The organism is Paraburkholderia ginsengisoli NBRC 100965 (assembly GCF_000739735.1).
In the GTDB taxonomy this organism is placed as follows: Bacteria; Pseudomonadota; Gammaproteobacteria; order Burkholderiales; family Burkholderiaceae; genus Paraburkholderia; species Paraburkholderia ginsengisoli.
This window is the reverse complement of record NZ_BBJF01000008.1, coordinates 125,209-147,324: the sequence shown is the minus strand read 5'-3', so window position 1 is coordinate 147,324 and position 22,116 is coordinate 125,209. Positions and strand designations below refer to the sequence as shown.

Sequence of the window (22,116 nt, the reverse complement as noted above, 5' to 3'; positions counted from 1 at the left end):
GGAAGGCGCGCGGTGTTCCGTGCGCCGTCTTGTTGCCGCGGCTCTTGATGGCCGCGTTTGCTTCGAACTGCACCTGCACCTGCACCTGCACCTGCAACTGCACCTGCACCTGCATTTGTGGTCGCGGCGCTTTCCCGTGGCTGCTGTTTGTCGTGACCGGTTCGCCGCCGCTACCGCAATCCGTCCCGCCCCTGGCAAACGCCCCGCTCGAAGGCGGGGCGTTGGAGATGTCGGAAGCGTCGATTCGCGCTGTCTGTGCTGGCTCGCGTCGAAGCCGTCGCTCAGACGCGTGCGGCGCCGGCCGCGTGCACTTCGATGCCGGCGGCCTCCAGCGCGCCGCGAATGCGCCGCGCGAACGCCAGCGCATGCGGGCCGTCGCCGTGCAGGCAGATGGTCTGCGCGTTTAGCGGCACCCATTGACCGTCGACGGCCTGCACGCGTTGCTCGCGGATCATCGCGAGCGTGCGCTCCAGCACTTCGTTTTCATCGTCGAGCAGCGCGCCCGGTTCCTTGCGCGGCACGAGCGAACCGTCGGCGCGATAGCCGCGATCCGCGAACACTTCTTCGATCGCGACGAGACCCGCGTTGCGCGCGGCCGTCACGAGACCGCTGTTGGCGAGCGCGAACACCGTCACCGACGGATCGAAGTCGTGCACCGCCGACACGATCGCGTCGGCGATCTTCGCGTCGCGCGCGGCCTGGTTGTACAGCGCGCCATGCGGCTTGACGTGCGCGATGCGCCCGCCCTCGGCCTGGGCGATCGCCGACAGCGCGCCGAGTTGGTACAGCACGCCCGCGTAGATCTCGCCGGCCGGCAGATCCATTTCCTTGCGGCCGAAATTCTCCGGATCGTTGAAGCTCGGATGCGCGCCGATCGACACGCCTTTCTGCACCGCCCAGCGCACGCATTCGCGCATCGCATTGGGGCCGCCCGCATGCCAGCCGCACGCGATGTTCGCCGAGCTGACGAGGTCGAGCAGCGCCTCGTCGGAGCCGTAGCCTTCGCCGAGGTCGGCGTTCAAATCGATTTCCATGGTGTTCCCCTACTCAGTGTTACAGCGCCGCGACCGCCGACTGGCGCGCGCAGCGTTCTTCATGCATCGCGATCGCCGCGTCGATCTGCCGCAAATACGTGCGTTCTTCCAGCAAAGCCTGGCGCGCCTCGTACGGCGTCGTCGGGATGAAACGCACGGACGCGTTCAGACGGACCTGCGCGAGCTTCCATAGATCGGCCTGGATCACCGCGCCGATCTTCGGGTAGCCGCCGGTGGTCTGCGCGTCGCTCATCAGCACGATCGGCTGGCCGTTCGGCGGCACCTGGATCGTGCCGGGCAGCACCGCGTGCGAGAGCAGGTCGGTTTTGCGCGTGCGTTCCAGCGCGGCGCCGGCGAGGCGATAACCCATGCGGTTGCTGTTCGGCGTGACGAGCCACTCGTCGGCCCAGAACGATTCGTGCGCCGCGTCGGTGAAGTTGTCGTATTCGGGCCCGCGCAGCACGCGGATCGGCACCGCCCAGGGCACGCCCGACGGATGCCGGCCGCGCCGCAGCGGCTCGTGAACCAGCACGAACTTGCACCAGCTGGGCGCCTTCACGCCGAACTCCGGCGCCTCGGGTGAGAAGCCGACATGGCCGCGCTGCTGCGGCGCGCCGACCGGCAAGCGGTCGCCGTCGCGCAGCGCGCGGCCGCCGAGTCCACCGAAGTGGCCGGCGAGGTCGGTGCTGCGCGAGCCGAGCATCGGCAGCACGTCGATGCCGCCCGCCACGCAGACGTAGCCGCGCATGCCGCGCTTCGCCGCATTCAGCACCAGCTCCTGGCCGGCCTGCACCGGCAGGCTCCACCACGAATAGACCGGCTTACCGTCGAGCGTCGCGCCGAATTCGGTGCCGGTGATGGCGACCCGGGTCGCGCGCAGAAACCGCAGCACGGTCGGGCCGAAGGTGATTTCCAGACCGGCCGCGTCGGGCCGGTTGCCGACTAGCCGGTTGCCGACTTCGAGCGACAGCCGGTCGAGCGCGCCGCCCATCGCGACGCCCAGATGCCGGTGGCCGTGTCGGCCGAGATCCTGAATCGTGGTCAACAGACCGGCGCGAATCACATCGATCATGCGTGTATCCCCGCGATGGTGAAGCGCACCCGGTCGCCCGGTTGCAACAGCGTCGGCGGACGGCGCGCCGGGTCGAACAGCGGCAGCTCGGTGCGGCCGATCAGCTGCCAGCCGCCGGGCGAGACGGCCGGATAAATGCCGGTCTGTTCGCCGCCGATGCCCACCGACCCCGCCGGCACTTCGAGCCTCGGCGACGCGCGGCGCGGCGTGTGCAGCGCGGGTTCGAGGCCGCCCATGTACGCGAAGCCCGGCTGGAAGCCGAGGAAAAACACCACGTACTCGCCGTCGGCGTGACGCTGCACGACTTCACGCACGGTGAGGCCCGTGTGATCGGCGACCGCCTGCAGGTCGGGGCCGAACTCGCCGCCGTACTGCACCGGAATCTCGACTTCGCGGCCGGCTTCCGCCGCTTTGCCCGCGGCGTTCCAGGCGGCCAGCAATTGCTCGGTGAGCGCTTCGCGGTCGGCCTCGAGCGGATCGAACACGAGCGTCAGATTGTTCATGCCCGGCACGACCTCCAGCACATGCGGCCAGTCGCGCGCGGATTCGGCGGCCGCCCATACGCGCCGCTGACACTCCAGCGTGGCGGGCGGCGGCGTTTCGCAGACGAGCGCGGCATCGCCGAGCGGAAAGATTCTTGGTTGGCTCATGGCTTATCGGCCCAGGTCGAGTGGGAGGGTTCGGGCACGGTAGACCCTCTGACGCGCGGGCGCGCCGGGTATGCGATGAATGAAGCGTACATTATCAATAAAATATCAACAATTTCTCAATAAGCGTTTTTGCCAGGCTCGCCGGGATCGGCCGCGCGTCGTACACTCCCGACACCTTCTCATCCTGTCTCCCGGGACTCTTCGTTATGTCGCGCCATCCCACCAAGATCGTCTCCTCGGAACATCTCGTCTCCGAGACCAGCGCGGAACTGTCCGAACTCGAATACGCGCTGATCATGGCGGGCAACGCCTTCAACCGGTGGATGGTGCGATGCATGTCGGCGGCCGGCGACAAGGACATGACCGCCATCGAAGTGTCCCTCCTGCACCACGTCAGCCATCGCGAGCGTCGCAAGAAGCTGGCGGACATCTGCTTCGTGCTGAACATCGAAGACACGCACGTCGCGACCTACGCGTTGAAGAAGCTCGTAGCTAGAGGGTACGTAAAAAGCGAAAAAACCGGCAAGGAAGTGTTCTTCTCGGCGACCGAGGCGGGCCGCGAGCTGTGCCTGAAGTATCGCGAGGTGCGCGAGAGCTGTCTGATTTCGACGCTGAAGGAAAGCGGGCTGACCAACGAGCAGATCGGCGACGCGGCGCAGCTGATGCGCAACGCGTCCGGTCTGTACGACACGGCCGCGCGGGCGGCGGCGTCGCTCTGAGCGAAGGGCTCGGCGGCGCGGCGGCTCATGCCGATGCGCGCGCATGCCCGGCTCAACTTGCCGCGCGAGGATAGAGACCGGCCTCGGTGACGATCAGGTCGAGCGGAATGTCGTGCGCTTCGCGCTGCAGCGCAGATGTGCGGCAGGCTTCATACGCGATGCCAACCGTCAGTGGCCGTGCCGAACCCGGCCACGCGGCCAGCGTGCGATCGTAGTAGCCGCCGCCGTAACCGAGCCGGTAGCCGTCTTCGTCGAAGCCGACGCATGGCACGAACAGCAGCTCGGGAATCACCACTTGCCCGGAGATCGGCTCGGCAATTTTGTGATGGCCGATTTTCATCTGCGTATCGGGGGTCCACGCATGGAATTCGAGCGGCGTGCCACGTTCTTTGACAATCGGCAAACTTGCTTCGCGCCGTGCGTCGGCCGCCAGCCACACCGAGATCGCAGGGCGTGCGTCGAATTCACCGGAAAGCGGCCAGTAGAATCCTATGCTGTCCCCCCCATAGCGCTTCAACGCATCGAGCACGCGGCGCCCGAGCGCGGCATTGTGCGCCGGCTCGGAAGCCGCTTGCAGCCTCGCTTCCAATAGCATCCGACGCAGCGCCTTTTTCGCGGCCGGAACGGGGTTGCATGCTATGCTTGGGTCCAATTCGCGCTCCAGAAACAACGATGTCAAAACGCATTTATCGAGTATATCGCGCGGCCGGTCTGGCGCTCGCCGCGGCGGCACTCGTCGCGTGCAGCACGGCCTCTGCCGTCAAGCCCATTCCCCTTGCACAACTCACCAACGACGACCAGATTTTCGTCCAGTTGCGCGAGGCTGCCCGCAGTAACGACGCGGCACGCGCGGCGCAACTCGCGAGCATGATCCCGAACTATCCGGCGCCTTCGTATCTGGAGTACTTCCAGCTCAAGCCGCAATTGTTCGATTCGACCGGGCATGCGCGCGTCGACGCGCCGGATGCGCCGGTGCTCGCGTTCCTGCAGAAGTACGACGGCCAGGCGATTGCCGACCGCATGCGCAACGACTACCTCACGGTGCTCGGCACGCGTCACGACTGGCGTAACTTCGACCAGCAATATGCGCGCTTCGTGCTGAACGACGACACCCAGGTGAAGTGCTACGCGCTCGAATCGCGTGCGTCGCGCGGCGAAAACGTTGCCGATGCGGCGCGTGCGCTGCTGGTCGATCCGAAATGGTACGGCGACGGCTGCGTCGATCTGATCACCGTGCTCGGCACGAACCGCCAGTTCAGCGCCGACGACGTCTGGCAGCAGATCCGTCTTGCGTACGAACAGAACTACACCGGCACGGGCAGCAAGCTGCTCGACGCGCTAGGCGACCAGGCACCGGACCCGGTGTTGTTCGGCCAGGCAACCAGCACGCCGCCGTTGCTGCTCGCGCGCGGCGTCGGTCCAGATGCGCAGTCGCATCAACTGGCGCTGCTGGCGATCACGCGTATGGCGCGCAACGATCCGGCGATGGCTGCGGCCACGTTCTCGTCGGTGGCGCCGTCGCTGAATTCGCCCGAGCGCGCGATCGGCTGGGGCACGATTGCCTATCAGGCGGCCGCCAAGCAGATGCCGAGCGCGGTGGACTGGTACCGGCTGTCGGCGAACGCTCCGTTGTCGAATCCCGCGTATGAGTGGCGCACCCGCACCGCGCTGCTGGCCGGCGACTGGAACATGGTGCGCTGGTCGATCGAACAGATGCCGGAGGCATTGCGCAAGCAGCCGTCGTGGACATACTGGCACGCGCGCGCGCTGAAGCAGGCCGGCGACACGACCACGGCCAACCAGGAATTCGAGTCGATCGCGCAGGGCTACAACTTCTACGGTCAACTGGCTGCCGAGGAACTCGGCCAGAAGATCACGGTGCCGCCGAAAACCGCGGTGAGCGACGCGGAAGTGCAGCAGGCCGGCAGCACGCCGGGCTTCGATCTGGCGCAGCGCTTCTATGCGCTGAATCTGCGGCTCGAAGGCAATCGCGAATGGAACTGGCCGCTGCGCACGATGAGCGACCGGCAACTGCTCGCGGCCGCCGAATACGCACGCCGTATCCAGCTCTATGACCGCACCGTCAACACGGCGGACCGCACGAAGAGCGAGCACGATTTCTCGCTGCGCTATCTGTCGCCGTTCCGCGATATCGTCGAGCGCGATGCGCAGTCGAATGGGCTGGATGTGGAATGGGCGTACGGGCTGATTCGCCAGGAGTCGCGCTTCATCATGAACGCGCGCTCGGACGTCGGCGCGAGCGGGCTGATGCAATTGATGCCGGGCACCGCGCAACTGGTCGCGAAAAAGATCGGCCTCGGTCCGATTTCGCGCGAGCAGATGAACGACATCAACACAAATATCCTGCTCGGCACCAACTACCTGTCGATGATCTACAATCAGTTCGACGGGTCGGCCGTGCTGGCTACCGCCGGCTATAACGCAGGCCCGGGCCGTCCGCGCAACTGGCGGCAATCGTTGCAGCGTCCGGTCGAAGGCGCGATCTTCGCCGAGGCGATTCCGTTCCAGGAAACCCGCGACTACGTGAAGAACGTGCTGTCCAACACGGTCTACTACGCGGCGTTGTTCGAAGGCCGTCCGCAATCGCTGAAGGCGCGTCTGGGTTATATCGCGCCGTAAAGCGCCGTGCCGCCGCGGCCTCGCCCGAGGCCCCGGCGCGCCACGCCAGCCGTTGCCGCGGCTTCCACCAGGGAGTCGAAAATGCGACATCAAGCCATTGCGATCATCGGCGGTTCCGGGTTTATCGGCAGCCACCTCGTCAACGCGCTCGTCGAGTTGGGCAAAGACGTGCGCATCGCCACCCGGCGGCGCTACAACGCCCGCCATCTCACCATGCTGCCCATCGACGTGATCGAAACGGACGTGTTCGATCCGGTCCAGCTCGCGCGCTTCGTCGAAGGCGCGGATTGTGTGATCAATCTCGTGGCCACGTTGAATGGCAAACGTCGCACGCCGTATGGTCCGGAGTTCGCGCGCGCGCATGTCGAATTGCCGACCCGCATCGTCGCCGCGTGCGAAGGCAAGGGCGTGCATCGGCTGATTCACATCAGCGCGCTCGGCGCCGATCCGAATGGACCCAGCATGTACTCGCGCTCGAAGGGCGACGGCGAGAAAGCGGTGCACGCGGCGAACCTCGCGTGGACGATCTTCCGGCCGTCCGTCGTGTTCGGTCCCGAGGATCAGTTCCTCAACAAGTTCGCGTTCCTGCAGCGGGTGTTTCCAGTGCTGCCGCTCGCGATGCCGGACGCGAAGTTCCAGCCGGTGTATGTCGACGATGTCGCGAAGGCGATCGTCAACGTGCTCGACCTCGATGCCGCGAGCGGCCGGACCTACGAACTCGGCGGCCCGACCGTCTACTCGCTCGAAGACCTCGTCACGTATTGCGGCGACGTGATCGGCAAGCATGCGCGCATCATCCGTTTGCCGGACGCGTTGGCGCGCCTGCAGGCGCTGACCTTCGAAATGGCGCCTGGCGAACCGGTGATCTCGCGCGACAATCTCGATTCGATGAAAGTCGACAACGTGTTGAGCGGCCCGCTCGCGCCCGAGCTTGGCCTGGAGCCGGCCAGCATCGAAGCGATCGCGCCCGTGTATCTGACCGGTGTGTCGACGCGTTCGCGCTTCGACACGTTTCGCGCCACCGCCGGACGCTGAACGGTGAACGCGAGGTCCCCTTCGTTGCATCCCTTTCTCTTCTCTGCAATTGATACGAAGCATGAAACTGCTTATTGGTGACAAGAACTACTCATCATGGTCGATGCGACCGTGGCTGCTGCTGACGCACTTCGGCATTCCGTTCGAAGAAGTGCTGATCCACCTGAACCAGCCCGGCACGACCGAGGCGATCCTCGCTCACACGCCGCAGGGAGCGGGCAAGGTGCCGTGTCTGATCGACGATGCGCAGCACGCAACGTGGGATTCGCTGGCAATCGCCGAGACGCTGGCCGAGCGTTTCCCGCAGCATGCGCTGTGGCCGCGCGACGCGACGGCGCGTGCTCGCGCCCGCAGCGTGAGCGCCGAGATGCACTCGGGCTTCGGCGAGTTGCGCTCGAACATGTGGATGAACATTCGCGCGTCGTTCCCAGGCAAGAACGCGACGCCGGGCGTGCTGGCCGATATCGCGCGGATCGAGGCGATCTGGCGCGACTGCCTCGACGCGCATGGCGGCCCTTTCCTGTTCGGCGAGTTCAGCATTGCCGACGCGATGTACGCGCCGGTGGCGATGCGCTTCAATACGTGGCGCCCGGCGCTGTCCGAAACCGCGACGGCATACGTCGAGCGGATCACCGCGTTGCCGGCGGTGCAAGCATGGATCGACGCCGCGCGTCGCGAGACTCACGCGGTTCCGTACCAAGACGTATGCCCATGAATATCTACGCGGTAGGCGGCGCAATCCGCGACGAGTTGCTGGGCGTGCCGGTGCAGGACCGCGATTACGTGGTGGTCGGCGCGACGCCCGAACAGATGGTGGCGCAGGGCTATCGTCCGGTGGGCAAGGACTTTCCGGTGTTCCTGCATCCGCAGACGCACGAGGAGTACGCGCTCGCGCGCACCGAGCGCAAGACGGCGGCGGGCTATCACGGCTTCCAGTTCTTCTATGCGCCGGACGTGACGCTCGAAGAGGATCTCGCGCGGCGCGATCTGACCATCAACGCGATGGCGCGCGAGCTGCGTCCGGACGGCGAATTGACGGGGCCGGTTGTCGACCCGTTCGACGGTCAGGCCGATTTGCAGGCGCGGTTGTTCCGGCATGTGAGCGACGCGTTCCTCGAAGACCCCGTGCGGATTTTGCGGATTGCGCGCTTCGCGGCGCGCTTCGTCGACTTCACGGTTGCGCCGGAAACGCTGACGCTGATGCGCAAGATGGTCGCCGACGGCGAAGTGGACGCGCTGGTGGCCGAACGCGTGTGGCAGGAAGTGTCGCGCGGCTTGATGGAGAAGAAGCCGTCGCGCATGTTCGAGGTGCTGCGCGAGTGCGGCGCGTTGGCGCGCATTCTGCCGGAAATCGACGCGCTGTTCGGCGTGCCGCAGCGAGCCGACTATCACCCCGAGGTGGACACCGGCATCCACGTGATGATGGTGATCGACCATGCGGCACAGCAGGGTTATGCGCTGCCGGTGCGCTTTGCCGCGCTGACGCACGACCTCGGCAAGGCGACCACGCCCGAGGACATACTGCCGCGGCACATCGGCCATGAAGGGCGCAGTGTCGACCTACTGAGGCCGCTCTGCGAGCGACTACGGGTGCCGAACGACTGCCGCGACCTCGCGCTGCTGGTGGCGCGCGAGCACGGCAACATTCATCGCGTAACGGAGATGGGGGCGGCCGCGCTGGTGAGATTGCTCGAACGCAGCGACGCGATTCGCAAACCGGCGCGCTTCGCCGAAGCGTTGCAGGCCTGCGAGGCGGATGCGCGCGGAAGGCTGGGCTTCGAGATGCGCGACTATCCGCAGGCCGAGCGGCTCAGAGTGGCACTCGTCGCGGCGCGCGGCGTGGATGCCGGCGCGGTCGCTAAACGGCTGGCCGATGCGCCGGCCGGCATCAAGGATGCCGTGCATCAGGAGCGGGTGCGCGCGGTGGAAGCGGCGCTCGAGTAGGCAGGGCGGTTCGGGGCGATTGCCTTTGGCCTTTGAGCACGACGGCGCATGCCGCGCTGCTCGAAGGCCAACCGGACCTACAGCACTCTCGCCAGCAACGACAGGATCATCGACAGCACCAGCGTCGACATGAACGGGAACGGATACTCCCGGCCGAACATGCGCAAGGTCACGTCGCCGGGCATGCGGCCGATGCCGAGCTTCCTGAGCCAGGGCCAGCAGCTCGACAGCACCGCAACGGCCACGAACGTGGTCAACAGCCAGCGGATCATCACGAATTCCTAACGCCCGACAGGGCAAAAAATCACAGCGTATGCGAACGGTCGCCGCTGGAAAATGCCTGCAGCGTGTCGTCCAGTCCGCGCGAAAAGGCGATCACCTTGAACAGCTCGCCCATCTCCGCTTCCGACAACAACTTCTGCACCGCATTCGCCGCGGGCAGGAAGCGCGCGGTGTCGGACGGATCGATGTCCGACAGCGCGTCGGTGATCCCTGCATTCAGCAGGAAGCGCGCTTGCGACGTGAAGCCGAGCAGGTCCGCGCCGGTCTCGACACCCGCTTCGGCGATGCCCGTGAATTCCACGTGCGCGGTAATGTCCTGCAAGCCAGGGTACAAAAAAGGATCGCCGTGCGCGCGGTGCCGGTAATGACACATCAACGTGCCTTGCGCGCGCTGCGCGTGGTAGTACTCGTGACGCGGAAAACCATAGTCGATCAGGAACACCGCGCCGCGCGCGAGCATCGTGCACACGGTGCGTGTGAACGCGCTGGCAGCTTCGTGCGTTTCGGTCAGGTAGTCGTCGCCGGCGGTGTCGATTTCCGATAGCAGCGCGAGGTCCGCGGCTGCGGACACCGGCCGGTCGTCGAAGGCGAACGCCCCGTCGCGCCACACCACGCCGCGCTCTTGCCAGACGCCGCCGGTCGACGCGAACAACCGCACGGGCATCGCGTCCAGCACCTCGTTGCCGATCACCACACCCTCGAAACGCTCCGGCAGCGCGTCGAGCCAGCGCACTTTGGCGACCAGCGCGGGCGCCGCCGCCGCGATCGTCTCGCGCTGACGCTCGCGCAATTCGCCCGACAGGTCCACGATCGAGTAGCTGTCGAACTCGATGTCCAGCTCATCGAGTGCGTTCAGCAGACCGGCAGCCAGTTTTCCCGTGCCCGCGCCGAACTCCATCACGTCGCGCGTGCCGCTCGCCTGCAAGGCCTCGGCGAGCGGGCGAGCCAGCGTCGCGGCGAACAGCGGCGACAGCTCCGGCGCGGTGACGAAGTCGCTGCCGTCGTCGCCGCGCAGCCCGAATTTGCGTGCGCCACCGCTGTAATAGCCGAGTCCCGGCGCGTACAGCGCGCGCTCCATGTAGCGGTCGAACGGCAGCCAGCCGCCGGCGCTGTCGAGCTCGGCGCGGATGTGCGCGACCAGCGCTTCGGACTGCGCGAGCGCGCCTGGGCCGGGAGCAGGTAAACTATCGGGTTGGTGAGCTTTCGGATTCATCCCCGCATTGTAAATGACCGTCTCTCTGGACACCGCCGCTGACCGTACCCCCGCCGCGCCGCGCGTCGTGCTGATTACCGGCGCCGCGCGCCGCATCGGGCGTGCGCTCGCGCTCGGCTTTGCCGCGCGCGGTTGGGACGTGGCGGTCCACTACGGCGCGTCGCGCGAAGAAGCCGACGAAGTGGTCGCGGAAATCGCCGCGCTCGGCCGCCGGGCGGTCGCGCTGCACGCGGAATTGAGCGACGAGGCGCAGGTCGAGCGGTTGCTTCCAGCCTGTACGGAGGCCTTGGGCCGGCCGGTGTGCATCGTCAACAACGCGTCGCGCTTCGAGGAGGACACCGCGCACAACGTCGGCTACGAACTGCTGCTGAAGCTGACCGCGATGAATCTCGGCGCGCCGCTGGTGCTCGCGCGCATGCTGTACGAGGCGACGCCGGAGGCCGCGCGCAGCGACGAAAGCCAGCGCACGGTGGTCATCAACGTGCTGGATCAGAAGCTGTACAACATGAATCCGGATTACCTGTCGTACACGCTGTCGAAGGCCGCGTTGCAGACAGCCACGGTCGCGCTGGCCCAGGCGTTGGCGCCGAAAGTGCGCGTGGTCGGGCTCGCGCCGGGCCTCACGATGCAATCCGCCGATCAAACCGAGGACGGCTTCGCGGCCGCTCACCGTGTAACGCCTCTGGGCCGTGCGTCGCGGCCCGAGGATATTGTCGCCGCCGCGCTGTATCTCGCGGATGCGGCCGGTGTCACCGGAACGACGCTGGTGGTCGACGGCGGGCAGCATCTCGTGCCGCTGCCGCGCGACGTAATGTTTTTGACGGGCGCCTGAAGCGCCCCCTTGCGTGCCCCGCACGCTTTTTTCGACTGGAACGAACATGTTTGCCGCTCTTTCGCACCCCCGGCTCGCCGATTGCCGCCGGCTCTTTCTGCGCAACTACGAAGTGCACATCAACATCGGCGTGCACGATTTCGAAAAGCGCGGCGAGCAGCGCGTCGTGATCAACGTCGAACTGTTCGTGCCGCTCGCGCTGTCCACGCCGGTTCACGACAAGCTGAACGAAGTGGTCGATTACGACTTCATGCGCTCCACCATCTCGCGCCGCGTCGAGCAAGGGCATATCCACTTGCAGGAAACGCTGTGCGACGACCTCGTGAAGACGATGCTCGAGCATCCGCAGGTGCGCGCCGCGCGCGTGTCGACCGAGAAGCCGGACGTGTACCCCGACTGCGACGCGGTGGGCGTCGAAGTTTTCCGCATCAAAGAGGATTGAGCCATGAATGCGCCGGAAATCCTGAACGACACGCTGGACGCTGTGCAAGCCGCCTCGCAATCCGCCACGAAGGCCAAGTCGCCGCTCACGCGTCGTGAGCAAAAAGAAGCGTACGAGAACAACAAGCTGTTCAAGCGCCTCGCGCGTCAGGTCGGCGAGGCAATCGTCGACTTCAACATGATCGAGGAAGGCGACAAGGTGATGGTTTGCCTGTCGGGCGGCAAAGATAGCTATGCGATGCTCGACATCCTGATGCGGCTGCGCGAACGCGCGCCGATCAACTTCGACATTGTTGCCGTGAATCTCGACCAGAAGCAGCCGGGCTTCCCGGAGCACATCCTGCCGGAGTATCTGAAGCAGCTCGACATTCCGTTTCACATCGAGAATCAGGACACCTACAGCATCGTCAAGCGGCTGGTGCCGGAAGGCAAGACCACCTGCTCGCTGTGCTCGCGGCTGCGGCGCGGGATTCTGTACCGCGTCGCGGGCGAGCTTGGCGCGACCAAGATCGCGCTCGGCCATCATCGCGACGACATCCTGCAAACGCTGCTGCTGAACATGTTCTATGGCGGCAAGCTGAAGGGCATGCCGCCCAAGTTGCAATCGGACGATGGCAAGAACATCGTGATCCGCCCGCTCGCGTATGTGAAGGAAACGGATCTGGAAAAGTACGCGGAGCTGCGCGAATTCCCGATCATTCCGTGCAATCTGTGCGGCAGCCAACCCAATCTGAAGCGCGCCGAAATGAAGGCGCTGATCCGCGATTGGGAGAAGCGCTTCCCGGGACGCATCGAGAACATGTTCAATGCGCTGTCGAACGTCGTGCCGTCGCATCTGATGGATCACAAGCTGTTCCCGTTCGCGGGCCTGCGCGCGACCGGCGAGGCCGATCCGCAAGGCGATATCGCGTTCGACGAAGAGCCGTGTTCGACCGCGAACGACGACGGCGCAACGCTCGGCGCGGCGAAATCGATCTCCATCGTCCAGTTCGACGATATCTGACGGAAACGCCCGGAAAATGGGCGTTTTCGCGCTAATCCACCTGCCGGAAATGCGCGCCAGCGCGCCTTTTGCACGAAAGGTCGCATGATAGAATCGTCGGCCACAAACTCACTCATTGCCGACGCCATGAACATCGTCATTTTGGCGGCAGGCACCGGCAAGCGCATGCGGTCCGCGCTTCCCAAGGTGCTCCATCCCCTGGCCGGCCGGCCGCTTCTTGCTCATGTCATCGACACGGCTCGCGCGCTCGAGCCTGCGCGACTCGTCGTCGTGATCGGCCACGGCGCAGAAGCCGTGCGCGAGGCCGTCGCGGCGCCGGACGTCCAGTTCGCCGTCCAGGAGCAGCAGCTCGGCACCGGCCACGCGGTGCAGCAGGCGCTGCCGCTGCTCGATCCGTCCGCGCCCACGCTCGTGCTGTACGGCGACGTGCCGCTCACGCGCGCCAGCACGCTGCGCGTGCTCACCGAGCGCGCGGGGCAGGGCGGCTATGGCGTACTCACCGTCACGCTCGACGACCCGTCCGGGTACGGTCGCATCGTGCGCGATTCGCACGGCAAGGTGCAGCGCATCGTCGAACAGAAAGACGCGAACGCCGAGCAGTTGAAGATCGCCGAGATCAATACCGGCATCATCGTCGCGCCAACCGAGCGTCTCGCCGGCTGGCTCGCGGCGTTGAAGAACGATAACGCGCAAGGCGAGTTCTATCTGACCGACGCGGTCGAAATGGCGATCGAAGCCGGGCTCGAAGTCGTCACCACGCAGCCGGACGACGAGTGGGAAACGCTCGGCGTGAACAGCAAACAGCAGCTTGCCGAACTCGAACGGATTCATCAGCGCAACGTTGCCGACGCGTTGCTGGTCGCAGGCGTGACGCTCGCCGATCCGGCGCGCGTCGACGTGCGCGGCACGCTCGAATGCGGCCGCGACGTGTCGATCGACGTGAACTGCGTGTTCGAAGGCCGCGTGACGCTGGCCGACAACGTCACCGTCGGACCGAACTGCGTGATCCACAACGCGAGCATCGGCGCCGGTACGCGCGTCGATGCGTTCACGCACATCGAAGGCGCCGAGGTCGGCGCGAACGTCGTGCTCGGACCGTATGCGCGCTTGCGCACAGGCGCATCGCTGCAAGACGAGTCTCATGTGGGTAACTTCGTCGAGATCAAGAACGCGGTGCTCGGGCGCGGCTCGAAAGCGAACCACCTCACGTATATCGGCGACGCGGATGTCGGCGCGCGCGTGAATATCGGCGCGGGTACGATCACCTGCAACTACGACGGCGCGAACAAATTCCGCACGATCATCGAGGACGACGTGTTCGTCGGCTCGGACACGCAGCTGGTCGCCCCGGTGCGCGTGAAGCGCGGCGCGACGATCGCGGCGGGCACCACGGTGTGGAAGGACGTCGAAGCCGACGCGCTGGTTCTGAACGATAAAACGCAAACAAGCAAAACGGGCTATGTCCGCCCGGTAAAAAAGAAGAGCTGATGGGCACGACGCGTGCGCGAAGCGCGCTCCCTGAAACCCAGCATGAGCATGAAAAAGGAATGAGCCATGTGCGGCATTGTCGGCGCGGTTGCGCAACGTAATATTGTTTCCGTCCTGATCGAAGGACTGCGGCGCCTCGAGTACCGTGGCTACGATTCGTGTGGCGTCGCGGTGCTGGGCGAGAACGGGCCGCGCCGCGCGCGCAGCGTCGCGCGCGTCGCCGATCTCGACGAGCAGGTGCACGAAGGGCATTTCGACGGCATCACGGGGATCGCGCATACGCGCTGGGCGACGCACGGTGCGCCGGTGACCGACAACGCGCACCCGATCTTCTCGAAAGATGCGCTCGCGTTGGTACACAACGGCATCATCGAGAACTATGAGACGCTGCGTGAAATGCTGCGGGGCAAGGGCTACGAGTTCGTCTCGCAGACCGACACCGAGGTTATCGCGCACCTGATTCACAGCGTGTATCGCGGCGACCTGTTCGCCGCCGTGCGTGAAGCGATAGCGCAATTGCACGGCGCGTACGCGATCGCGGTGCTGCACAAGGATCAGCCGCACACGGTGGTCGGCGCACGGCAGGGCTCGCCGCTGGTGGTCGGGCTCGGCAACGGCGAGAACTTCCTCGCGTCCGACGCGCTGGCGCTCGCGGGCAGCACCGAACGCTTCATCTTCCTGGAAGAGGGCGACGTGTGCGAGCTGTCGCTCGACGGCGTGCGCATCGTCGATCGCGACGGCAACGAAGCGCAGCGCGAAGTGCGTCAGGTGGCGGCGTATGGCGGGGCGGTCGAACTCGGCCCGTATCGTCACTTCATGCAGAAGGAAATTTTCGAACAGCCGCGCGCGATCACCGACACGATCCCGCAAGCGGATTCGTTCGACCCCTCGATCTTCGGCGAAGACGCGGGCAAGGTATTCGCGGAGATCGACAGCCTGCTGATTCTTGCGTGCGGCACGAGCTACTACTCGGGACTGACCGCGAAGTACTGGCTCGAATCGATCGCGAAAATTCCGACCCAGGTGGAGATCGCCAGCGAGTATCGCTACCGCGAGTCGGTGCCGAATCCGAAGTCGCTGGTGGTGGTGATCTCGCAGTCGGGCGAGACGGCGGATACGCTCGCGGCGCTCAAGCATGCGCAGTCCCTCGGACACAAGCACACGCTGGCGGTGTGCAATGTCGGCACGAGCGCGATGGTGCGTCAGACCGAGTTGTCGTTCCTCACGCACGCGGGTCGCGAGATCGGCGTCGCGTCGACCAAGGCGTTCACGACGCAGCTGGTCGCGCTGTTCGTGCTGGCGGCCACGCTGGCTAAACTGCGCGGGCATCTGAGCGACGAGCAGGAAGCCGGCTACCTGAAACAGTTGCGCCATTTGCCGGCGGCATTGAACAGCGTGCTGGCGCTGGAGCCGCAGATCATCGCGTGGTCGGAAGAGTTTTCGCGCAAGGAACACGCGCTGTTCCTCGGGCGCGGCTTGCACTACCCGATCGCGCTCGAAGGCGCGCTGAAGCTCAAGGAGATTTCGTATATTCACGCCGAGGCGTATCCGGCCGGCGAGCTGAAGCACGGGCCGCTCGCGCTCGTGACTGAAGCGATGCCGGTGGTGACGGTGGCGCCGAACGACGCGCTGCTCGAAAAGCTGAAGTCGAATATCCAGGAAGTGCGCGCGCGCGGCGGTGAGCTGTATGTGTTCGCCGACGCTGATACGAAGATCGTCAACGACGAAGGGCTGCATGTGATCCGGATGCCGGAGCACTATGGCCTGCTGTCGCCGATTCTGCATGTGGTGCCGCTGCAATTGCTCGCGTATCACACGGCGTGTGCGCGAGGGACGGATGTGGATAAGCCGCGCAATCTGGCGAAGTCGGTGACGGTGGAGTGAGGGCGCGACGGGTACCCAGGTTGAATTGGGGCGCCAAAAAATATTCTGCAATTTTCAGTGAAAAATATTGTGCAATTTAGCCGGATTTAGCTTGATGGTTTGAACGGTCAAGCAATTGATTTTTATAGAAAATTGTTCGAATCTTTCGCGATATAAGGCAAGGATACGTATGTTCCAGAATCGCGCCTCGGCGTGCGGTGTTCCCCACGACTAGTGCGCCGGCAATGGCCCTATGACCCCCAAGCAGCGGCCACCTTTCGGTGGCCGTTTGTGCTTATAGTTTGAGCTGAGACTATTTGAATGGATATGAAGCCGCCACCACGTAGGCTCTATAAGTACCGTTCGTTCAGCACCCACACGCTGCGTATGGTGAGTGAGGCGGAAGTCTTCTTTGCAAAGCCGGCCACATTCAATGACCCCTTTGATTGCAATCCGACCGTATTTGTTGACGTAGAGTGGAAAGAAGTCGAGCGCCTCTGGAAGAGTATTGCCCTCAAGCAACTTGGCAGGGAGCGAGCTGTCGACGCAATGAGCAGTTATCGCTACAGCGCGACTGAGGACGGCGGCAAGTACGCCGACGGCGCGGACGGAACGCGGGCTTACACGCAGTTCCTAGTTCGCGACATTGACGCTTTCCTTAAACAACAGTTCAAGGACTTCGGCGTTTTTTCAGCGGCTTCGCGCTGGGACAATCCGTTGATGTGGAGCCACTATGCGGAAGAGCATCGAGGAATTTGCGTCGAATATCTGACCGATGACCACAGATGCCAAGTGCTTGGCCCGGTGGACTACAACTCCAGTCGATACGTCAACGTCAGCGACTTGATTGAGTGGTTGCTCAGGCGCTCAACCTCGGCCAAGAAAAAGATTTTCGACCAGTATTTTTTCGCAAAGGCACCGCAGTGGAAATACGAAAGGGAATGGCGCGCGGTGTCGAAGACAAACGGAAAGCAAGACCGGCCGTTCCGGATTGGCTCCGTTCACTTTGGATTGCGCTGCGACGCCGCTATCGTCACGACTATCGTTAAACTGTTTGCCGAGTCTCGAGAAGAGCCAAAATTTTATAAAGTCACTTCGCGGGATGACGGCTTCAAACTTGCGCGGTACCAAATCGACCCTTGGGAGATTGAGGCGTTTGGCCTGCGTGAGTCGGCACACTTCGCCATGGACGATTTTGAGTTCGACCCAATGACTGCGACCGGGGAGATTTCTGGACGCACGCTCAAATGAAGCGCACCGTCCGAAGCATGAATAGACGGACTATGAGCTACGAGGAGCAGTCGTACATACAGAAGGAAAACATGTGCAGACGCTAGAGGGATTGACCGGGGAATTTCTTAAAAATGCCGACCAGATTGCGACCGAACTTATTGCCGGGTTCGGCCTGAAACACGGCCGAGCGGTCGATGGGCTGCATGCTCCACTGCTGCGGTGGCTAGACTATCGCCTGAGGGTAATCGACCCGCGTCCGCGCCAAATCTATGTTTCCGACCGGTTCCCAAAGTCACTTGATGAGCCCACCGCTCGTGCGCTTCGAGCACTCGAGCAGGCAATTTTGAATGGCGAGGACATCAATCCGTTTCAAGGCAAGGGCCTGATGCGGTCCGATTCCAGTGGCAAGAACCGGAATGAGAGAACCGACTTGCTTTGGGCTGACTGGGGAATTCATCATCTGCATGTCGCTGAAAAACAGACAGACGGAGATGCCTATTTCTCTGCCCGTGGAGACTTCCTCTTGTTCGCGGTGTTCGGTCGAGACGTCGCACTCTTCGTCGACATACAACCCCATTCGACACATCCGTTGCATGGCGACCCGTTACGCTTCGCGCGAGAAGACCTAATCAGGGTCGTGGCTCGAAATTGGCCGTCTGTGATGGAACCATTCGAACTCAAACGTGGTGTTGTAATTCCTGAGCGCGAAATTAGCGATGAAGACCGGAAGCTGCTTCGAAAATCGGGTATCGAGGCGCCGCTGCTCATAGACGGAAAGGCCTACTTTTCGCCAGGCCATGGCGTGACGTCTGCGTCGACTCCCGGAAAGGTGACGGACGAGATGATGAGATTGCGACGCAATCTGCGCGCGCTAGCGCAATTGGTGCTCGATTCGAACGGCCAGTTCCATGTGGCTTTACCGGAGGCGCACCGAGCGGATGCTCGTTTTTCACTGAGACTTGTACCTGAGGGCATTGTGGTCTACGAGCGGTCGACGGACTGTGCCTGGACGTTTCCTGAGGCGAAGTTCGATGGAACCGATAACCTTTTGGCCGAAATATCCGACGCGCTCACACCCCCATGGGTGAAGGACGCGATGCAGGCGGCGACGAAACAGCAGGGCAACGCTGAGGTGGGTTGAAGGACGCGGGCCTGCCATGGCTCGCCTGACATTGTAGGAGAGCACCGAGCGACTCGCGGCGAGGTTACCTCATCCTCATGGCAAGGCAGTGCGGTGCTCTTGACGATTGTGCTGGTCGGGTACGGGGCGGGTACGTCGAAGACAACAGGTTGCGGTGCCCCTAAGGCTAAAGGTCCTCGTACGCATGCCGATAATCGGGTGGACGAATATTAACCTCTGCCACGAGGCCATGCTTTCCAGAATGGCAACGATTTTCGCGGCACCTGACAAGCAAAGATGCAAGACGAAAAGCTAATAAAAATCGGCAACCTGACAAAGGACGAACGTGCAGCAGTCGCGCCTGCTTCGCTTCTACAACCGCCTGTACCGGATGGACATCTGTATCTTTACCGTGCCGATGTTGCCCGCTGTACTCTGCGCCACCGTGGAAGGTGCAAGTCGCCAGCATGTCGGCTGCTGAGGAACTGCCTCCAATTTCCGGACGAAGTATGGGTCGGCTGGAAGAAGTTGAAACACGCATTGAAGACTGAGCACAAAGTAACGACGCTCTTCTTCTATTGTGTGATGGCACTCGCAGGCGTAGTTTTCGTCAGCCTGTTTGTAAAGAACGGCGTTGCCGGCCATGAGTCGACGGAAAACGCGAAGGAAGCTCTGAAAGCATCGGCTAAGCTCATCGAAACAGCGGGCGACCTGGCTTTAGCGCTAGGCGCTCTCTGGACGGCCTCGGGAGTTATCCTTTCCAATCAGGAAACGCAGAAACTTGTGACCAGCGTTAATACCAACGTTAGCGAATCGCTCGCCATATTGAAGGCGGCGGCCGCAACTGCGTCAAAAAGAGCGTGGCAAGGCGTAGGCATGCTGATTTTTGGTACAGCGATGCTGCTTGTGAAGACGTGGTGGTTGGACTAGTGCCGAAAAAACCCCCAAATCCAGAGTGCCCATCCGATAATAGCCACGTAGATAGGCCAGTTGCCGTCCTTCTCGGGAGGTGACGCTGGTTCGACGGAAGGCAGGTTCGGCTCCGCCGTTCCTGTTTGTTTTAGCTCTTTGGTTTGCATTTACTCCTCCTCGTGTTGATGGATGTTGCGATTGTCGGTGACCGACTCGCATGTCCTATAGGAGATAGTTTTAAATGAATGCCCGCGCGCCTGCTGTACGAAGGGCACAATCCGAGGAGCAGCGCCGAGACCGAAGGCCAACGCTATGACGGAGTGACTGCCGCTAGCCGATTGACGACACGAAGCCATGCGGCAACCAAGTTGGCGGTGAAACGACGCACCGAGCGATTTCCGGTGCGCCATCGTAACTAGCCGCAACGCTTCATCAGGTTGATGGTCGAATGGGACTTCAATTTCCGGCGGCGTACTCCAGCGCGAAATGTCGAAACGTCGCCGCGTCAAATCCCGCTTCGTTTCTGACGCGAACCAAGGGACACCGCGCAGCAGCTTTCAAGACGTTCTTCGGCACGAGTTCGACGTCCGCCTCATTTGACTTCTCCATCCAAGCTGCAAGAGCGCCTGTCTGAATGAGATGACTCATGGCGGTCATGCGTGTGATTGCTGTGTGTGCCAGGTGAGCAGCGCCGGCGCGCCCCTTGAACACCCTTGCTGCGGCAAACGTCGCTGTTTCCCAACCGGGCTCCTGTCCTTCGTGGCGAGCGCGCGTGACCTCTTCCTGAAGGGCAATCAAATCATCAACCGTGACAGAGGCGGAGTTGAACCGGACCAGATATTCCTCGTCGATAGTGGTCCATTCCTCACCCTCGTTATCATCGTCGGTACCTGCCTTCGGAGGGCCGAGCTTCTCAATCTCCTTGCCGTCCCAAATCGATAGATGACCTACCATTGCCAGCCGCTCCCGCGCGATTGGCAAGTCGCTGACGAACCGTTTCTCGATTGTGGCGCATAGTCGAAGTCCGGCTGCTTCCGCCTCGGTGAGCACGGCTTGCAAAGAGATAGGGTCCGGTGCGCGCCTGTATAGCTTCATCAGCTTTTCGAGACTCCGCTCTGCAAGTGGGGCGCCTTTGGCAACCCCAGATACAGTCAGACGGAGGTGGTCAAAGTTTCGCATCCAGAGGGCTATTTCCTCACCGCCGGAAACTGGCATCCAGACCGGTGCCCTTGAATCGACATAGAGGTCATTAGCCGAGGACAGTCCCAGGCCGCTCGTTAGGCTAAAAAGGGATGTTCGGAGCAACTCACCCCGCTCCATCGCGGCCTGCCACTCCTCTGAGCTAACGCCAGCTAGCGCGGCTGCCTCGCCGGGTGAAATGGCTCGAGATTGGAGCTCATAGGACAAACGCTCTTCGTCAAAGCCGTCGGATACAAAGCGGCCCTCTTTGTGTTCTTCTTGTCGACGACCGAGAAACCACGAGAAGTCGGTTTCGTTGAATCGATAGAACGCCTCCAGCCGCCGCCAAAGTCGCTCAAGTACTTCATCTTCAACCGGCACACGCTGGTCGCTGCCGGCGACAACATGAAAAACCCGATAGCGGCGACCATCTGCTGGCAGACGTAGGAGCGACTCAGACTGGAGGTCAAAATCGCCGTCGGCTTCACACGCAGCCAGTATGGCCGATTCCATGCCTTCGGCTATGACCATACCGTCTTTAAGCAGCCGCAGTCTGCCTGTTCTCGGCTGAGCAATTTTCGCAGCACCGTCGAGCCATCCGTTGAATTGGCCTTCGACAACGCGTCGTACGCGTTCTATTGCATTCAGGGCTTCGCTTTCTTCAAGTACCGCCGGCGAATCGCCGGGCCCCTTACAGGAGAGGATGTAGCGCGCGTCGGGCTGCGGTTCGCCTTCAAAAATGAATTCGATATAGTCAGACGCACGAAACACGAAGCCGTATGGCCGTTCCTTTGTGTCGGACAGGTCATCAGCGAGACGTGTGCACAGGTCAGCCGTGGCATCTGCTCCCTTTGGATGACTCTTTACCGTGGGGGTGATGGCAGGCGCCTCGAAGATATATCGTGCCACTAGCCAGGTTGGTTTCGGTCGCGATACGTGTCCCGCGAAACCGTCCATCAATGCAATGGCTTTCAGGCAGGACGTGTGCTTGAGTTCGATGTTTTGTTCAGCCAGCGCGGCTTTCAGGAAGCGTGCGGGAGGTAGTTTCGCGGCTCGCATACCGCCGCAAATCTCAAGTGCAGCCGATGTGGCCAAGGTTTGCTGTGCTTGTGCGAGGAACGACACGAGGGCGGAGGCTTGAGCCTCCAAAGGCATGGCAATAGGGGAGGACATATCAGTCTCCAGTCAGCAGAGCCAATATCGACGGTGTGCATTGCCGGGCTCCGGGACGGAAACTCGGTTTTGAGGTGCTACAGAATCTGCCTTTGCCGTACTCCCGGGAGGGAGCGCACACGCTGACGGGCGGCAACTAGCCCATAGCTGAAAACATACGGGGTGTTTGCGATGGTGTCAAGTCGCAGCCGATACGGCTGGAGGCCGCTGCCCCGGCTGGTGCCACTGCGTCGCGGATGAGCGTCTTGCGTGGAGAAGATATGCTGCGGTTTAATTGTCTGCG

General features: G+C 63.0%; 20 protein-coding genes. 13 read left to right on the top strand and 7 right to left on the bottom strand.

Features of this window, described 5'->3' with window-relative positions; all coding sequences use genetic code 11:
• Positions 1–281: 281 nt before the first annotated feature.
• Genes pxpA through pxpB form a run of 3 tightly spaced genes read right to left on the bottom strand, consistent with a single transcriptional unit; the run spans position 282 to position 2,756 of the window.
• A complete protein-coding gene (gene pxpA, locus BGI01S_RS16610; protein ID WP_042327044.1) occupies positions 282–1,034 on the bottom strand; it encodes a 5-oxoprolinase subunit PxpA in 753 nt (250 codons plus the stop codon).
• A gap of 19 nt (positions 1,035–1,053) precedes the next feature.
• On the bottom strand, positions 1,054–2,106 hold the full coding sequence (locus BGI01S_RS16605; protein WP_042327043.1) for a 5-oxoprolinase subunit C family protein: 1,053 nt from the start codon (positions 2,104–2,106) through the stop codon (positions 1,054–1,056).
• Positions 2,103–2,756, bottom strand: coding sequence for a 5-oxoprolinase subunit PxpB (gene pxpB / locus BGI01S_RS16600; RefSeq protein WP_042327042.1), 654 nt, complete (start codon positions 2,754–2,756; stop codon positions 2,103–2,105). Before pxpB ends, BGI01S_RS16605 begins: the two co-directional genes overlap by 4 nt.
• A 206-nt stretch (positions 2,757–2,962) precedes the next feature.
• Between pxpB and BGI01S_RS16595 the strand changes: the two genes are divergently transcribed.
• Positions 2,963–3,475 (top strand): winged helix DNA-binding protein, encoded by a 513-nt coding sequence (locus tag BGI01S_RS16595; RefSeq protein ID WP_042327041.1) that lies wholly within the window; start codon positions 2,963–2,965, stop codon positions 3,473–3,475.
• A 52-nt stretch (positions 3,476–3,527) separates the two neighbouring features.
• Here the strand turns inward: BGI01S_RS16595 and BGI01S_RS16590 are convergent, their stop codons facing one another.
• Positions 3,528–4,070 (bottom strand): 5-formyltetrahydrofolate cyclo-ligase, encoded by a 543-nt coding sequence (locus BGI01S_RS16590; protein ID WP_042327040.1) that lies wholly within the window; start codon positions 4,068–4,070, stop codon positions 3,528–3,530.
• A gap of 77 nt (positions 4,071–4,147) precedes the next feature.
• Here BGI01S_RS16590 and BGI01S_RS16585 point away from each other — a divergent pair, with 77 nt between their 5' ends.
• The 4 genes from BGI01S_RS16585 to BGI01S_RS16570 all read left to right on the top strand — a co-directional run bounded on the left by BGI01S_RS16585 (position 4,148) and on the right by BGI01S_RS16570 (position 9,094).
• Positions 4,148–6,115, top strand: a complete 1,968-nt coding sequence (locus tag BGI01S_RS16585) for a lytic transglycosylase domain-containing protein (RefSeq protein ID WP_042327039.1) — start codon at positions 4,148–4,150, stop codon at positions 6,113–6,115.
• A gap of 81 nt (positions 6,116–6,196) precedes the next feature.
• Positions 6,197–7,150, top strand: coding sequence for a complex I NDUFA9 subunit family protein (locus tag BGI01S_RS16580; RefSeq protein WP_042327038.1), 954 nt, complete (start codon positions 6,197–6,199; stop codon positions 7,148–7,150).
• Between the two features lie 61 nt (positions 7,151–7,211).
• Positions 7,212–7,865: a glutathione S-transferase family protein gene (locus tag BGI01S_RS16575; protein ID WP_042327037.1), complete on the top strand. Its 654-nt coding sequence runs from the start codon at positions 7,212–7,214 to the stop codon at positions 7,863–7,865.
• Positions 7,862–9,094 (top strand): multifunctional CCA addition/repair protein, encoded by a 1,233-nt coding sequence (locus BGI01S_RS16570; protein WP_042327036.1) that lies wholly within the window; start codon positions 7,862–7,864, stop codon positions 9,092–9,094. The genes BGI01S_RS16575 and BGI01S_RS16570 overlap by 4 nt, the downstream gene beginning before the upstream one ends.
• 77 nt (positions 9,095–9,171) lie before the next feature.
• On the opposite strand, the gene BGI01S_RS16565 is transcribed toward BGI01S_RS16570, so the two are convergent.
• Together BGI01S_RS16565 and BGI01S_RS16560 are read right to left on the bottom strand one after the other, a co-directional pair.
• Positions 9,172–9,366 (bottom strand): DUF2905 domain-containing protein, encoded by a 195-nt coding sequence (locus tag BGI01S_RS16565; protein WP_042327035.1) that lies wholly within the window; start codon positions 9,364–9,366, stop codon positions 9,172–9,174.
• Positions 9,367–9,398: 32 nt separating this feature from the next.
• Complete coding sequence (locus tag BGI01S_RS16560; RefSeq protein ID WP_042327034.1) at positions 9,399–10,589, bottom strand: class I SAM-dependent methyltransferase; 1,191 nt, start codon at positions 10,587–10,589, stop codon at positions 9,399–9,401.
• Between the two features lie 13 nt (positions 10,590–10,602).
• Between BGI01S_RS16560 and BGI01S_RS16555 the strand changes: the two genes are divergently transcribed.
• The 8 genes from BGI01S_RS16555 (at position 10,603) to BGI01S_RS30260 (ending at position 19,499) form a co-directional block, all read left to right on the top strand.
• Positions 10,603–11,421, top strand: coding sequence for an SDR family oxidoreductase (locus tag BGI01S_RS16555; protein WP_042327033.1), 819 nt, complete (start codon positions 10,603–10,605; stop codon positions 11,419–11,421).
• Positions 11,422–11,467: 46 nt separating this feature from the next.
• A complete protein-coding gene (locus BGI01S_RS16550) occupies positions 11,468–11,863 on the top strand; it encodes a dihydroneopterin aldolase (RefSeq protein ID WP_007179890.1) in 396 nt (131 codons plus the stop codon).
• A 3-nt stretch (positions 11,864–11,866) separates the two neighbouring features.
• Positions 11,867–12,865, top strand: a complete 999-nt coding sequence (gene ttcA / locus BGI01S_RS16545; protein ID WP_042327032.1) for a tRNA 2-thiocytidine(32) synthetase TtcA — start codon at positions 11,867–11,869, stop codon at positions 12,863–12,865.
• Positions 12,866–12,991: 126 nt separating this feature from the next.
• The gene (gene glmU / locus BGI01S_RS16540; protein WP_042327082.1) at positions 12,992–14,353 is read left to right on the top strand and encodes a bifunctional UDP-N-acetylglucosamine diphosphorylase/glucosamine-1-phosphate N-acetyltransferase GlmU; all 1,362 of its coding nucleotides are present in this window, start codon (positions 12,992–12,994) and stop codon (positions 14,351–14,353) included.
• A 66-nt stretch (positions 14,354–14,419) separates the two neighbouring features.
• On the top strand, positions 14,420–16,237 hold the full coding sequence (gene glmS / locus BGI01S_RS16535; protein WP_042327031.1) for a glutamine--fructose-6-phosphate transaminase (isomerizing): 1,818 nt from the start codon (positions 14,420–14,422) through the stop codon (positions 16,235–16,237).
• Between the two features lie 300 nt (positions 16,238–16,537).
• Positions 16,538–17,467 (top strand): DUF2971 domain-containing protein, encoded by a 930-nt coding sequence (locus BGI01S_RS16530; RefSeq protein ID WP_084585401.1) that lies wholly within the window; start codon positions 16,538–16,540, stop codon positions 17,465–17,467.
• A gap of 73 nt (positions 17,468–17,540) precedes the next feature.
• Positions 17,541–18,590 (top strand): hypothetical protein, encoded by a 1,050-nt coding sequence (locus BGI01S_RS16525; protein ID WP_174447414.1) that lies wholly within the window; start codon positions 17,541–17,543, stop codon positions 18,588–18,590.
• Between the two features lie 276 nt (positions 18,591–18,866).
• Positions 18,867–19,499 (top strand): hypothetical protein, encoded by a 633-nt coding sequence (locus BGI01S_RS30260; protein ID WP_157004207.1) that lies wholly within the window; start codon positions 18,867–18,869, stop codon positions 19,497–19,499.
• Positions 19,500–19,937: 438 nt separating this feature from the next.
• Here the strand turns inward: BGI01S_RS30260 and BGI01S_RS16515 are convergent, their stop codons facing one another.
• Positions 19,938–21,833 carry a hypothetical protein gene (locus BGI01S_RS16515; RefSeq protein ID WP_232624325.1) on the bottom strand — a complete coding sequence of 632 codons (1,896 nt, stop codon included), beginning with the start codon at positions 21,831–21,833 and terminating at the stop codon, positions 19,938–19,940.
• Between the last annotated feature and the right edge of the window lie 283 nt (positions 21,834–22,116).